The 12,912-nt window shown below is 38.7% G+C and carries 18 protein-coding genes; all 18 read left to right on the top strand.

Annotated elements, in window-relative coordinates:
• The first annotated feature begins 39 nt into the window (after positions 1 to 39).
• A complete protein-coding gene (locus ABTV07_RS11555; protein ID WP_433742440.1) occupies positions 40 to 1,458 on the top strand; it encodes a spore germination protein in 1,419 nt (472 codons plus the stop codon).
• Entirely contained in the window at positions 1,455 to 2,663 is a 1,209-nt protein-coding gene (locus tag ABTV07_RS11550; RefSeq protein WP_433742439.1) for a Ger(x)C family spore germination protein, read from the top strand. Before ABTV07_RS11555 ends, ABTV07_RS11550 begins: the two co-directional genes overlap by 4 nt.
• The gene (locus ABTV07_RS11545) at positions 2,656 to 3,759 is read left to right on the top strand and encodes a GerAB/ArcD/ProY family transporter (protein ID WP_433742438.1); all 1,104 of its coding nucleotides are present in this window, start codon (positions 2,656 to 2,658) and stop codon (positions 3,757 to 3,759) included. The genes ABTV07_RS11550 and ABTV07_RS11545 overlap by 8 nt, the downstream gene beginning before the upstream one ends.
• 283 nt (positions 3,760 to 4,042) lie before the next feature.
• On the top strand, positions 4,043 to 5,086 hold the full coding sequence (locus tag ABTV07_RS11540; RefSeq protein ID WP_433742437.1) for a class I SAM-dependent methyltransferase: 1,044 nt from the start codon (positions 4,043 to 4,045) through the stop codon (positions 5,084 to 5,086).
• Positions 5,087 to 5,170: 84 nt separating this feature from the next.
• Positions 5,171 to 6,031, top strand: a complete 861-nt coding sequence (locus tag ABTV07_RS11535; protein ID WP_433742436.1) for a CvfB family protein — start codon at positions 5,171 to 5,173, stop codon at positions 6,029 to 6,031.
• 374 nt (positions 6,032 to 6,405) lie between these two features.
• Positions 6,406 to 6,882 carry a GvpT/GvpP family gas vesicle accessory protein gene (gvpT, locus tag ABTV07_RS11530; RefSeq protein WP_433742434.1) on the top strand — a complete coding sequence of 159 codons (477 nt, stop codon included), beginning with the start codon at positions 6,406 to 6,408 and terminating at the stop codon, positions 6,880 to 6,882.
• 50 nt (positions 6,883 to 6,932) lie between these two features.
• A complete protein-coding gene (gene gvpQ / locus ABTV07_RS11525; protein ID WP_433742433.1) occupies positions 6,933 to 7,424 on the top strand; it encodes a gas vesicle protein GvpQ in 492 nt (163 codons plus the stop codon).
• 27 nt (positions 7,425 to 7,451) lie between these two features.
• Positions 7,452 to 7,712: a gas vesicle protein GvpJ gene (gene gvpJ / locus ABTV07_RS11520; RefSeq protein ID WP_433742432.1), complete on the top strand. Its 261-nt coding sequence runs from the start codon at positions 7,452 to 7,454 to the stop codon at positions 7,710 to 7,712.
• A 30-nt stretch (positions 7,713 to 7,742) separates the two neighbouring features.
• A complete protein-coding gene (gene gvpO / locus ABTV07_RS11515; protein WP_433742431.1) occupies positions 7,743 to 8,000 on the top strand; it encodes a gas vesicle protein GvpO in 258 nt (85 codons plus the stop codon).
• A gap of 37 nt (positions 8,001 to 8,037) precedes the next feature.
• Positions 8,038 to 8,943, top strand: a complete 906-nt coding sequence (gvpN, locus tag ABTV07_RS11510; protein WP_433742428.1) for a gas vesicle protein GvpN — start codon at positions 8,038 to 8,040, stop codon at positions 8,941 to 8,943.
• 12 nt (positions 8,944 to 8,955) lie between these two features.
• Positions 8,956 to 9,729, top strand: coding sequence for a GvpL/GvpF family gas vesicle protein (locus ABTV07_RS11505; protein WP_433742427.1), 774 nt, complete (start codon positions 8,956 to 8,958; stop codon positions 9,727 to 9,729).
• Positions 9,726 to 9,974 carry a gas vesicle protein GvpG gene (locus ABTV07_RS11500; protein WP_433742426.1) on the top strand — a complete coding sequence of 83 codons (249 nt, stop codon included), beginning with the start codon at positions 9,726 to 9,728 and terminating at the stop codon, positions 9,972 to 9,974. Before ABTV07_RS11505 ends, ABTV07_RS11500 begins: the two co-directional genes overlap by 4 nt.
• Positions 9,975 to 9,994: 20 nt before the next feature.
• Positions 9,995 to 10,801: a GvpL/GvpF family gas vesicle protein gene (locus tag ABTV07_RS11495; protein ID WP_433742425.1), complete on the top strand. Its 807-nt coding sequence runs from the start codon at positions 9,995 to 9,997 to the stop codon at positions 10,799 to 10,801.
• A 14-nt stretch (positions 10,802 to 10,815) separates the two neighbouring features.
• On the top strand, positions 10,816 to 11,100 hold the full coding sequence (locus tag ABTV07_RS11490) for a gas vesicle protein (protein ID WP_433742424.1): 285 nt from the start codon (positions 10,816 to 10,818) through the stop codon (positions 11,098 to 11,100).
• Positions 11,054 to 11,338 carry a gas vesicle protein K gene (locus ABTV07_RS11485; protein ID WP_433742423.1) on the top strand — a complete coding sequence of 95 codons (285 nt, stop codon included), beginning with the start codon at positions 11,054 to 11,056 and terminating at the stop codon, positions 11,336 to 11,338. The genes ABTV07_RS11490 and ABTV07_RS11485 overlap by 47 nt, the downstream gene beginning before the upstream one ends.
• Before the next feature lie 16 nt (positions 11,339 to 11,354).
• Entirely contained in the window at positions 11,355 to 11,663 is a 309-nt protein-coding gene (locus tag ABTV07_RS11480; protein ID WP_433742422.1) for a gas vesicle protein, read from the top strand.
• A 21-nt stretch (positions 11,664 to 11,684) separates the two neighbouring features.
• Complete coding sequence (gvpT, locus tag ABTV07_RS11475; protein ID WP_433742421.1) at positions 11,685 to 12,446, top strand: GvpT/GvpP family gas vesicle accessory protein; 762 nt, start codon at positions 11,685 to 11,687, stop codon at positions 12,444 to 12,446.
• Between the two features lie 27 nt (positions 12,447 to 12,473).
• Complete coding sequence (gene gvpU / locus ABTV07_RS11470) at positions 12,474 to 12,872, top strand: gas vesicle accessory protein GvpU (RefSeq protein ID WP_433742420.1); 399 nt, start codon at positions 12,474 to 12,476, stop codon at positions 12,870 to 12,872.
• The last annotated feature ends 40 nt before the right edge of the window (positions 12,873 to 12,912 follow it).

The following is a 12,912-nucleotide window of genomic DNA, read 5'->3' as shown; positions in this document are numbered from 1 at the left end:
GAAATGTTAAGGAGGAATAAGAAGGGCGAGGTTATTCCTATGAAACGTGAAAAAGGAAAAATAGAAAAATCTACACTGCAGGAAAAATGCACCCGTATTCAAGAAGCGCTCGGGTATTCAGCAGATTTACTCGTGATGCACAAAGAATTTAAAAAAAATGGTCATTGTTTTAAAATTGCACTGATAAGGATTGACGGAATCTCGGATGGCAACGGGGTTGAAGAATTATTTAGGAACCCTGAAATTCAGCCTTCAGACACTATGGAAGAAGTTATAGGCAAACTAAGCGACCATGGGATGAATATAGAGCATAAAGATTTTGAAAAGGATTACCATAAGCTTACAAACTCCCTGCTTGAGGGCGATACGATTGTAGTATTTGAAGGAATGCAATTGGTCCTTAAAGTTTCCACCTTGAAAACAGAAGGAAGGCAAATTGCAGAGCCAACATCTCAAACGGTAATCAGAGGTCCTAAGGATGCGTTTGTAGAGTCCATTAGAATCAATACATCCCTAGTCAGGAAAAGAATAAAAAATGAACATTTGCGGATTGAAAGATTTCAGTCTGGAGAAAAGTCAAAAGCAAATATTGAACTTATGTATTTATCGGATCAGGTAGACTTCCAATGCTTGGAAAAGATCAGGAAAAGGATTTCCGAGGGGAGTACGAACTTAATTCTTGAGTCTGGATACGTTGAAAAAATGATTCAGGATAATCAAAAAACAATTTTTCCGACCATCCTTAATACTGAAAGGCCCGATGAAGTCGCCAGTAATATCCTAATGGGGAAAATTGCTGTATTTGTGGACAATACACCCTTTGTTTTGATTTGTCCCGTTACATTCTATCAGTTCTTTCAATCACCTGAAGATTACTATTATAACTTTGATATATCGATTCTTCTTCAGTCGCTGCGTTTTGTCGGATTTTTTCTATCTCTGCTTGCACCAGCCGTTTATGTCGGGTTGATTACCCACCATCATGCAATGATCCCTACACCTTTATTAATCAGTTTGTATGCACAGAGGGAAGGGATACCTTTTCCGGTTATCATCGAAACATTCTTGATGGAGTTTATTTATGAGATTTTAAGGGAGGCTGGTGTCAGGATGCCAAGGGCGATCGGGCAAGCTGTCTCCATCGTTGGAGCATTAGTCATCGGACAATCTGCTGTTGAAGCGGGGCTTGTCTCGACGGCCGTCGTCATAGTGGTTTCCATCACCGCCATTTCAAGTTTTACTATGCCGAATTATAATTTAGCCATTTCTGCAAGGATATTGAGGTTTGTGTTCATGGGAGTGTCATATTTTATCGGATTCTATGGGTTATTGCTTGGATTGATGATGCTGTGTGGACACCTTTTAACGATTAATTCTATTGGAAGGCCATATTTAAGAGGGCTTGATAACCCATTATCTAAAAAAGACAGAATGATTGAAATAAGGGATGAAAAATGAAAAAGCGGATTTTGATGTTGTCGATAATTTTAACTCTATTGGCTGGCTGCGGGAGTCAGCATGAACTAAATGAAATGTCGATCATCGTTGGTGTCGGCATAGACTTGCTAGGGAAGGACAACTATCAGATCACCCTGCAGATCGTCAACCCGAGCGCTATTTTTACAGCAGGAGGCAATTCATCTGGCCAAAAGGTTGTACCGATCATTAATGTGGTAGGTACAGGCAGCACGGTTGTAGATGCTCTGCAAAAAGCTACAACTAAAATATCCAGGCCAAACTTTTATGCCCATTTATCCATGATTGTCATCGGGCAGGCACTTGCTGAAAAAGGAATATTGGAGGTCCTGGATACTTTTGAACGCGACGCAGAAGTCAGGCAGAACACGCCTATATTAGTTGCTAAGAATGAAAGGGCATTCGATGTTTTAAATACACTGACAACTTTGACGAGCATTCCCGTTGTTTCTCTCATTGGAAAAATTAGAAATGCTCATGACCTATTTGGAGAAACCGCTAATGTAGAGCTTTACCAGCTGATCAAATCGTTTGAGGATGGAAATACGGCGGCAATCGTAGGGGGGGCAACAGCACCTAAAGACAATAATTTTGCCAGTACAAAGGAAAATATTGATCAGGCCTCTCCGTTGACCAGCGAGGTAGAAGGGATTGCTGTGTTTAATAGAGAAGGAAAACTGGCGTATTGGATTGATAACGGGAATGCCAGATCGACATTGATACTCCGAAATGAATTGAAAGAAACCATTCTTTCTCATAAATGCAGTGAAAATAAACATTTCTCCATTAAAATCAGCTACTCCAAATCTAAAGTGAATGCTATAAGGAAGAATGGGAAAGTTATTCTACAGGTCAATACATATATGGAAGGGAATGTTGACAGCAACGCCTGCCCTAAAATCACCTTAAGTACGGATGAAGACTACGAAAAAATGGAAAAAATCATGGAGAAAAAAATTAAACAAAATTTGAATGATCTAATTAAAGAAACTCAATCACATGAAACGGATTTTTTAAATTTCAGCACATCCTTACGTAAAAGCAATCCTGAGTATTGGAAAAAAGAAAGAGATCATTGGGGAGAAATCTATAAGAATGCAGCAGTCGATGTGAAAGTGGAGATGAAAATAAATAACTCAGGTCTGACGAGGAACCACATTAATGTAAAGGAGGCAAACCGTGATTAAAATCAAACATGGCGATTTCATGGCATTAGTCATCCTTTTTCTTGTTGGAAGCGCAGTGATGCTTGATGTAGGAAGAACTGCTTTAAAAGACTCATGGCTTGCCATATTTCTGGGGATGTTATCCAGCCTTCCTCTAGTCTTAGTTTACTATTGGATTTATGCTTCACAAAAAGGGAAGACTTTCTTTGAGATCTTTCAGTATGCTTTTGGGAAATTTGGCGGGAAAATCATGACGTTTCTGTACATCATTTATTTTATATATATTACTTCAAGAATTTTAAGGGATTTCAGTGAAGTTTTACAAATTGTGGCATTTGGGGAAGTGTCATTAGTGGTCCTAGCGTTCATCATGATGCTATCCATTATGTACTATACATGCAAATCCATTGATTTGATATTTAAGATTTCAAAATATTTATTCCTTATTATCATCACAGCTTTTTTTGCCAGCATTATTTTTGAAATAGTTTCCGGCATCATTGATATTGGAAATGTATTGCCGGTGTTGGAAAATGGATGGGGACCGGTCGTTAAAACGGTATTCCCCAAGATTATCACATTTCCATTCGGAGAGCTGATTGTCATTATCGCTTTTTTTTCTGAAGTAGAAGAGAAAAAAGGCATGCTTCTAAAGCTTTTGACAGGCACCTTCATTGCAGGTGCTATGCTGATGACAACTTCCTTTATCCATGTGTCCATTTTAGGTGCAAAAACAGTAGAAAGGACTCACTTTCCTCTATTGACTGCCGTATCCGTAATAAATATTTCTGATTTCATCCAGCGTGTGGATGCTTTAATCGTAATTTTGATAATAATCCTAGGATTTATTAAAACGGGCCTTTTTTTTATTGCTTCAGTGGAAACAAGCAAGCAATTGATTGGAAGCAAAGAAAACTTCATCATAGTGCCGATAGGATTATTAGTAACTTATTGCTCAATGGCAATCTCTGCAAACTTCCCACAGCATATTGAAGAAGGATTGAATTATGTCCCATATTATCTTCACATTCCATTTCAGATAGTGCTGCCAATGGTAATGATGGCTATTATCATGATTAAGAAAAAAATCAAAAAAGAAGCTATTTTTTCTTCATGATCCAAACATAAGCAATAAGCAAAGTAAATCCAACTAATAAAGAAAAATAGTCATCGATGGAAAGCGTAAAGAAAACATTAAGGAAATTATAGCGAATTTCGCGCAATGAGTACTTCTGAATTAAATCCAAGCAAAAAATTAAAGTTAAAGAACTGAAATATATTAAAACTAAAAAAATAATTTGTTTTTTCATCACCATCACCACTTTCCATTATGTCCATAAAAAAGGATATTTACTTCTTATAGAGAAAATAGTTAGGAAAAAGGGAAAGAAGGGGATGGAATGGAACTGCAGAAACACCCAATAGGAACTTCAATGGATGATATGGAACGGGATACGGTATTGACCCCTTCCTACCGCGAAGACCTCAGGTTTTTCAATGAAAAAGAATATAACAAATTCGTCAAATTGAATACGGTGAATGATTGGTCCGAACTTAGGTGGAAGGATATAGGCAAACCTTTTCAAGTAACCTCTTTTTCGAAAGAAAAAACCGAATGGGAAGAGAGAAATGGAAAAGAGCTTCCTGTTCATACTTCTTGGGAATTGTTCAACCGCTCTTTTCATGAATGGTTTGTGAAAGATGTACCTGCAGAAATGAGCAGATCGAAAAAGGAATTCTTCGCAAAACTGGCCAGCTTGCAAATTAAAGACATTAAATCAGCGCTGGGGAATGTTCTGCGCATCCATTTATGGAACTATGCCCATAGAATTGAAGATGGGATTTGGGATCCAAGGGGAAAAAGGGCTCTTTTTGAAGGGCTGGATCTGCAAAAGCCAAGGATATTATTCCTCGGTGCAGCTGAAGGATACGAAGCGATGCAGCTTGCTGCCATGTACCCTAAAGGGGAAGTGGTGATGGTGGACTATGACGAATTCTGCCGGGATTCAAGGTTTAAGGAATTTCCCGAAAGCTATCCGTTTCTGGGATTTAACCCGGCAACAGGGGGTAGTAAAGTCTATTATAAATCAGACTTTACCATTCATTATGAGGTAAATGATATCCGTAAACTGAATTACGGTAAGGAATTTGATATCGTACTGAGTGTAGGCCTGCTTGAGCACTTTCCGGATGAGTTAAAACCGGAAGTACTAGAATGGCACAGGAAATTTTTAAAACCTGGCGGATACATCATCATGACCACCCCTAGGGCGCAGTTGAAATCCAAACTTTATTATGAAATCATGGCTGACGTCATGAATCACACTTATCGTGAATTGATGACGGTTGAGCAGATGGGATTATATTTGTATGAAAATGGACTTGATATCCTTCGTCATGGATATATCAAAGTCCACAACGGAATAATAGCCAAAGTAAAGTAAGAACCTCTGTATACATCTCCATTAAAAAATGATAGATTAATCAAAGTGGATAACAATAGAAAAGTGCAAGGAATGAGGAATAGCATGAGAGACTTTTTAGAAGCTGGAAAGATAATGACACTTAACGTTGAAAGGGAAGTGCCCTTTGGATATTTTTTATCAAATGGGTCCGAAGATGTGCTGCTTCCCAGATCCGAAATCCAAGGCGAGATTGAATTAAATCAAACTGTAGAGGTTTTTTTATATCATGATAAACTAGGCAGGATGACTGCTACGATGAAGCTGCCGGTTCTTAAAGAGGGCATGTATGAATGGTGCAAAGTTGTTGGGATTAATGAAGAGCTTGGTGCTTTTGTAGACATCGGGATATCAAAAGATCTTTTGATTTCAGCAGATGACCTTCCGATTTACGACGATATCTGGCCGGTTGAAGGTGATTTATTATATGTCACATTTAAAACAGACCGAAACGGAAGGCTCTACGGTAAGCTTGCCACTGAAAATATCATCCAGGATTTAGTGAAGGAAGCACCGCGTACCATGATGAACCAAGATATCAAAGGAAGGATCTACCGGCTATTGAAAGTAGGATCTTTCTTGCTGACAGAAGAAGGATACCGCTGTTTCATTCATGAGAGCGAACGAGAAAAGGAGCCGAGACTCGGTGAATTAGTGACAGCAAGAGTCATCGACGTGAAGGAAGACGGTTCCTTGAATGCCTCGCTCTTCCCTAGGAAACAGGAAAAAATGATGGATGATTCAGAGAAAGTCCTTCAATACTTGACTCAGCGAAGCGGAAAAATGCCTTATTGGGATAAAAGTGCTCCTGATGAGATTCAATATCGGTTTGAAATGAGCAAAGCTGCATTCAAACGGGCACTCGGCAAACTGATGAAGGAAGGAAAAGTCTATCAGGAAGAAGGATGGACCTACATCAAAGAGTAGCGGATAATCATCATTATATACGGAATAACGAAAGACACTCATATGAAAATGGGTGTCTTTTTTTTGATTACTTACAGATAAGACGATTGTCTACCTCTTTGTAATCAAAATGTCAATTTTGACTTATTTCTATAGATGGGAAATGAAAAATCTCAGGAAAATCAACGCTTTTTTTATTACAAAGGAGCAAATCCCCTCAGCAGGTCTAACAAAAGATGGGAAGTAATTTCATGTATTATCCAACGCATGTTTAGGAGCTGAAAAAGGAGGTAAACCCCTATTAACATCGCAAATAGCTTGAATGCAAAGTTTAAACTACAGTCAATTCAATTAAATAGTGAACCAAGAAAATCTTATTAAGCAGGTGATAAACAATGGCAGCAAAAGAAAAAAGCAAAAAAGATGAAACAACCGTTCAATCACAAGATAAAAAAACAGAGGACAGCTCATCAAACTCACTGAGTTATGTTTTATTAGGAAGTGTGGTAGGTGCGGGATTAGGGATGCTTTCCAGTCCTGGAACAGGGAAAAAAGTCATTTCCTCGCTGGGTAAATCAGAAATAGTAAGGACAGCAGGCAATGAATTAAAGAGAACTGCCCATGAAATTTTGGTAGAACAAGCGATGATGCAGGTACGCAAAACGGTTGAAAAAGGAACCTTCAATAATTTACTTTCCATTAAAAAGAATAATCAGGCTGATTCAATTAAACAGACATCTGAAGAATCATCAACAGAGAATCAGGAATACGAAGAAAAGTATAACGAGTTGAAAGAAGAGAACAAAAAAATCAATGATCATCTTTCCAAAATCGATGAAAAGCTGACAAAGCTGTTGGAAGCGAAAAACTAACCTGTAATCATTGACTATTAAGGCAGCCTTTTTTAGAAAGGAGAATGCCAATGAATAAAATCAAACTGGGAAAAGCTGCAGTAAAGGCAGGGAAATTTATATTAAATAAATCACCTGATCCAGTTAAGAAATATGTAAAAACGAAGATAAAAGAAGAAGCAAAGGAACATTTTGTGGAACACGTGGAAGATCAAATTCAATCTAAAGCTGAAGATGCTTCCGATAATTTGCAAAAAGCAAAAAATGAGAACGCTGAGAAAGTTCATGATAGAGCAGACTCCGCCAAAGAAAAAATTCAGCATGCTCTTCTTACAGCAAGGGAAAAGCTTGGAAAAGTGAGAGAGGCTGGCGAAGAGCTGCAGTCCAAGATATCCGACTCTGAGTCAGGAAAAAAAGGGAAAGGATATCGCGGTATTAAAGGTCCTAAGGACGTGAAAAGTTATCAAAATATTAAAAGCATCCAAAATATTAAAAGCTCTGTAAACATTAAAAGCCCCAAAGATATTAAATCATCAGCAGACATTAAAATGTATAGCAATTAAATCATAAAAACAGGAGGAGATTGAATCATGGCCGTTCAAAAAAGTACTGATAGTTCAAGTTTAGCAGAAGTTATTGACCGTATTTTGGATAAAGGGATCGTTATTGATGCATTTGCCAGAGTTTCCGTCGTAGGAATTGAAATTCTTACAATTGAAGCGAGGGTGGTCATCGCAAGTGTGGATACGTGGCTTCGATATGCAGAAGCCGTTGGTCTTCTTACAGATGAAGTCGAGGAAAATGGACTTCCATCCCAATCCAATGAAAGATCACCGGGCTTCAGCATCTAATTAGGTAAAGTCGGAACAGCGGAGGCAGTTATGGAAATCAAAAAGGTAATGAAAACTGTATCTGATTTCTTCCAAGAAAATATAGCACCTCCCCACAAAATCACTTCGGTAGATCTACTGGAGGAGGATGGATGGAAAGTGACCATTGAAGTAGTGGAAGAAAAAGAGTACATGAAAAAATATGCCAAGGACGAAATGATAGGAATCTATACTGTCCTTGTTAATGAAAAAGGTGAAATTACATCCTTCAACCGGATAGATATCCGGTATAGGAGTGCAATAGGATAAACGCTAAAAGTGGAAAGTCCAGAGGAGAGTTGATGGCATGACGGTCTTAGAAAATAGGGAAAAAGCCCATGGGAAGACGATGATTCATGATGAAGTATCAGAGGGCACCATATCCCGCACCCTTGAGTATTTAAGGGCAGGTTATCCCGTTCATTTTTCCGGTCCAGCCGGTACAGGAAAGACCACAACCGCATTAGCCCTTGCCAAAAAGAGAAAACGACCCGTCATGATCATCCATGGCAATCCTGAATTGAACAACAAGGATATGATAGGCGACTTTACAGGCTATTCCAGTAAAAAGGTCGTCGATCGCTATGTGCGGAGTGTGTATAAAAAAGAAGAACACGTAACTGAATCGTGGAGAGATGGACGTCTATTGGAAGCAGTTAAAAATGGATGGACACTCATTTATGACGAATTCACGCGGTCGAAACCTTCTGCAAACAATCTTTTTCTATCCGTTATTGAAGAAGGAATCCTTCCTTTATATGGAACAAAGCAAACGGAGCCTTTCATTAGGGTTCATCCTGATTTTCGAATGATTTTTACCAGCAACCCTTTGGAGTATGCGGGTGTCTTTAAAACGCAGGATGCTCTATTGGACCGCATGATCACCATTCAGATGGACTATCTAAATCAAGATAGAGAATCGGTAATCATCGAGAAAAAAACAGGGCTTGATAAAAATGCAATAAAACTGATCACGGGATTGGTGTATCGGCTAAGGGAAAAGTGTTCCAATGAAAATGGAACGGGGCCGAGCATTCGGGCCTCTCTGATGATAGCGGAACTTGCCGAGCGGCAGGATATTGAAATCGATGGAGATGATCCAGATTTCCAGCGTCTATGTCTTGATGTATTGGAATTTCCAATCAAGAGACTCTCAGGAGAATCGGAACCTGAAAAATGGATAATGGAAGAATTAATGAATCTGAGCAAGTAAAGGAGTGTTTGTATGAGCAGCCAACAGGAAGAAACGGGAATTTATATTTTCGGAGCATTTCAAACCGAGGATGAAACGCCAATCGGAAAGATAGAAATTGAAGGCGTCGAAAGAGATATCTTCGTAATCAAATATCAAGATGCAGGGATCGCTGCCTGTGAAGCGCCTATGAAAATCTACCATCCGAACAGGAAGAATCTAATGATGCATCAACATGCTGTATCTATGATCATGGAGAAAAAAGAAGCAGTGATTCCAATAAGTTTTGGAAATGTATTTCATTCCAAAAAAGATGTCCAAGCATTGATGGAGAAATTATATCCACAGTTTGAAAAGCTCTTCCCGGAAATCAGGGGGAAAGTCGAACTCGGATTAAAAGTAATCGGGAAAAAGGAATGGCTTGAATCTATTGTAAAAGAAAATACGAAAATCTCTGAAATGTCGGCTACCGTCAAAGGAAAGTCAAAGGCCGCAGGCTATTATGACCGCATTAAATTGGGTGGTGCTGCACAAGAAGTATTTTCTGCGCTGCAGCAGCGAATGAAAGAAGACCTATTTCTTCCACTTTCGGAAAAAGCAGATGCTTCGAAGGTCAATGAACCAACAGGTGAAAAGATGCTGTTAAATGCTTCTTTCCTTGTTGATAAGGAAAATGAAGGCCAGTTTGATCAATTAGTGAATGACCTTCATGAAAAATGGAAAGGTAAAGTGGATTTTCAATATAGCGGACCTTGGCCCGCATACAATTTCGTAAACATCCGTTTAAAGGTAGAAGAAGCTGGATGATTCACAAATTGGTTTCAACCCCTATTAATCTAGTGATTAAAATCGCTGAGAAGATAAAAGAAGAAGCTGATAAGGAATTATATGACCTGCCTACCATCCAGCAAAAACTTATTCAGCTTCAGATGATGTTTGAATTGGGAGAAATCCCCGAAGAAGCATTCGAAGCAAAAGAACAGGAATTGCTAATAAGATATGAGGCAGCCAAACGCAAAGAAATGGAAGAGTGGAAGAAACTTACTGAATAAGCCATGAGGAGAGGGTGTGTATGGATCGATTAGTATATGTATACGGATTAATTCCACATCAAGAGATAGAAGAGCATCCATTGCGACCGGATATACCAGGTTTTGATGGCGACCCCCTCCAAGCAGTGGATTGTGGAGAGGTAACTGCGGTAATAAGCGGTTTGGACGCTAAATTGAACTCTGAAGAAGCTTTAAAAGAAAAAATGGAAAAAGACATGGAGTGGCTGCAAGAAAAGGCCTTTCATCATCACGAAACAATTTTAGCCCTTTATAAAAATTATACAATTATTCCTTTGAAATTCTGTACGATTTATAAAAATGAAGAGAACCTTTTAGAAGAAATCAGAGGAAAACAAGAATCTTTAAAACATACTTTCACTGTCCTTCAGGGCAACGAAGAGTGGAATTTAAAAATATATTGCGACGATAATGTTTTTAATAAAGAGCTGGTCCTTCATCATTCGGAGATTGAAGAAAAGCGAGCTGAAATAGCATCTCTTTCTCCAGGGAAACAATTCTTTGAAAAAAGGAAACTGGATCAGATGGTGGAAAAAGAGATTGAAGCAGAAAAAACGAGGATCTGTGAGAACGTCCATGCAAGACTCATGGAATTCTCAGTCCATTCAGCTGTTAAGAAGAATTGGAGCAAGGACATGACAGGGGCTCATGAGAAAATGGCTTGGAATAGTGTATTCCTGATCGATTCAAATTCTGTTGATCGATTCCAAGACATAATAAGATCTCAGGAAGAATCGCTAAAGGATAAAGGTTGGAGACTTGAGGCAACCGGCCCTTGGCCAGCCTACCATTTCTCAAGCTTCTCTTAATCGGAGGTATATAAATGCCTATAAAGGAATCATTAGAGAATAAGGATATTGCCTTAATAGATATATTAGATGTCATCCTGGATAAAGGAGTCGCCATTAAAGGGGACTTAATCATATCCATTGCAGGGGTCGATCTTGTCTATCTGGATTTAAGGGTCTTGATTGCCTCTGTTGAAAAACTTGTAAGTTCAAAAAATGAAAGATCAGATTTGCGTTCTATTCAATTCGATAAACAAAGGGAGGAACTTTCAGATGCAGCCTGTAAAGAGCAACCATGGAAGAATCAATCTGGATCCTGATAAGGCTGAGGCTGGACTGGCCCAACTTGTCTTAACGGTTGTAGAACTATTGCGCCAGATTGTCGAGAGACATGCAATCAGAAGGGTGGAAGGCGGGACTCTTACAGAGGAGCAAATTGAAAACCTTGGGGTCGCCTTAATGAATCTGGAAGATAAAATGGAAGAATTAAGGAATGTATTCGGTTTGGAAGCAGAGGATTTAAATATTGATTTAGGTCCTTTAGGAAATTTGCTTTAAATGGAGGTGAGGATCTGTGGCAGTAGAACACAATATGCAGTCCAGTACAATTGTGGACGTGCTTGAAAAAATCCTGGATAAAGGGGTAGTCATTGCGGGTGATATATCCGTTGGAATTGCCGATATCGAACTTCTTACAATAAAAATAAGGCTCATTGTTGCCTCAGTTGATAAAGCCAAGGAAATTGGCATGGACTGGTGGGAAAACGATCCTTACTTAAGCTCAAAATCATCTTCCGGGAATACAAAAGCCCTTGAAGAAGAAAATCGCAAACTTAATGAAAGATTGGAAAAACTTGAAAAACAATTAACAACTAACCAATAATAATATTTCGGAGGGATAAACATGGCAGACCAAACAAAATTAGAGCAAACTCAAACGGAGAATTCGAACAGCAATTCTAATAACAGTGATAATACTAAACAAAAACGAAGCGCACCATTAAAACGTACGGTAGCGGGAAGCATTCTTGGAGCTACAATCGGCTACTTGGCTACTCCAGAGAACGGGAAGAAACTTCTGGCAAAAATAGATACGGAAGAACTTAAATCAAAAGCAGCCGATTTTGGCAAATCAGCTAAAGAGAAATCCAAAAAAGGTGCAGTCAGTTTAAAATCTTCTGCAGCGAATCTATTTAAAAAAGACCACGATGATGCTTCTAATCAGGACACAGATAGTGCAGAAAACCAAAAGCAGGATGAAGAATATGATTCCATCAAAAATGAAAATGAAGAATTGAAATCACGTTTGGAAATGCTTGAAGGAAAACTGGAACAGCTCCTTGATACTAAAGATGACGATGATGAAGACGAAGAAGACGATGAAGAGGAAGAAGATACTAAATCAAAAAAATCAAAAACCAAAAATAAAACGAAAAAAAATGAGGAGCAAGAAGATGATTTAGAAGATGAAGACGATGAAGATGAAGACGAGGACGAAGAAGAGAAAGAGGAAAAAACGAAAAAGAAATCTTCATCTAATAAGTCTAAAGGAAAGAAAACAGCGAAGAAAACGAATAAATCAAAAAAGAAAGACGATGAAGAAGATGATGAAGAGGAAGAAAACGACGAAACTTCTTTATCGAGCGATGATGATACGACTTCTTAATGAAAATGATGTTGGAGGGGAACAGATATGAGCCAAGAATCGAAGGATAATGTATTGGAGTTTTTGGTGAATATAGCTAATGAACATGATTTTTCGCTTGATCTTACTTTGAATGTCAAAGGATCCCTGATTTCTGGGACACTTGTGTCAGCCAAAGAATATTTTGAAACCTTAAGTGAAACGTTTGAAGAAGGAAGCGAGATTTCTGAAAAGATCAGTGAACAGCTGGTACATGCAAGTGAATCTGCTGCTAAAGGCGGAAGCGAAGTTCAGTTCATTCATCTGAAAAATACTAAAGTGTACGTTGGAGACTCTAAGCCGACCCCTTCTAAGGGGAAGGTGTTATGGCGAGGGAGTCTTGGGAATGTGGATGGTTTCTTTCTGGGAAAAATCGCAGAGTCTAAAACTTCCACAAGCAAAAAATAAATCATATAAATCAAAATACCCTCAATCCTTTTCTGTTGAC

This window comes from Falsibacillus pallidus (assembly GCF_050990905.1).
GTDB classification, from domain to species: Bacteria; Bacillota; Bacilli; order Bacillales; family DSM-25281; genus Falsibacillus; species Falsibacillus pallidus_A.
Note: the sequence above shows the minus strand (reverse complement) of the source record. Positions and strands in the feature narration are given on the sequence as shown.

What these genes read in the sequence shown, in the direction of transcription:
- ABTV07_RS11555 (WP_433742440.1), top strand. Translation starts at nt 40, where the DNA reads ATGAAACGTGAAAAAGGAAAAATAGAAAAATCTACACTGCAGGAAAAA.
- ABTV07_RS11550 (WP_433742439.1), top strand. Translation starts at nt 1,455, where the DNA reads ATGAAAAAGCGGATTTTGATGTTGTCGATAATTTTAACTCTATTGGCT.
- ABTV07_RS11540 (WP_433742437.1), top strand. Translation starts at nt 4,043, where the DNA reads ATGGAACTGCAGAAACACCCAATAGGAACTTCAATGGATGATATGGAA.
- ABTV07_RS11535 (WP_433742436.1), top strand. Translation starts at nt 5,171, where the DNA reads ATGAGAGACTTTTTAGAAGCTGGAAAGATAATGACACTTAACGTTGAA.
- gvpT (WP_433742434.1), top strand. Translation starts at nt 6,406, where the DNA reads ATGGCAGCAAAAGAAAAAAGCAAAAAAGATGAAACAACCGTTCAATCA.
- gvpQ (WP_433742433.1), top strand. Translation starts at nt 6,933, where the DNA reads ATGAATAAAATCAAACTGGGAAAAGCTGCAGTAAAGGCAGGGAAATTT.
- gvpJ (WP_433742432.1), top strand. Translation starts at nt 7,452, where the DNA reads ATGGCCGTTCAAAAAAGTACTGATAGTTCAAGTTTAGCAGAAGTTATT.
- gvpO (WP_433742431.1), top strand. Translation starts at nt 7,743, where the DNA reads ATGGAAATCAAAAAGGTAATGAAAACTGTATCTGATTTCTTCCAAGAA.
- gvpN (WP_433742428.1), top strand. Translation starts at nt 8,038, where the DNA reads ATGACGGTCTTAGAAAATAGGGAAAAAGCCCATGGGAAGACGATGATT.
- ABTV07_RS11505 (WP_433742427.1), top strand. Translation starts at nt 8,956, where the DNA reads ATGAGCAGCCAACAGGAAGAAACGGGAATTTATATTTTCGGAGCATTT.
- ABTV07_RS11500 (WP_433742426.1), top strand. Translation starts at nt 9,726, where the DNA reads ATGATTCACAAATTGGTTTCAACCCCTATTAATCTAGTGATTAAAATC.
- ABTV07_RS11495 (WP_433742425.1), top strand. Translation starts at nt 9,995, where the DNA reads ATGGATCGATTAGTATATGTATACGGATTAATTCCACATCAAGAGATA.
- ABTV07_RS11490 (WP_433742424.1), top strand. Translation starts at nt 10,816, where the DNA reads ATGCCTATAAAGGAATCATTAGAGAATAAGGATATTGCCTTAATAGAT.
- ABTV07_RS11485 (WP_433742423.1), top strand. Translation starts at nt 11,054, where the DNA reads ATGCAGCCTGTAAAGAGCAACCATGGAAGAATCAATCTGGATCCTGAT.
- gvpT (WP_433742421.1), top strand. Translation starts at nt 11,685, where the DNA reads ATGGCAGACCAAACAAAATTAGAGCAAACTCAAACGGAGAATTCGAAC.
- gvpU (WP_433742420.1), top strand. Translation starts at nt 12,474, where the DNA reads ATGAGCCAAGAATCGAAGGATAATGTATTGGAGTTTTTGGTGAATATA.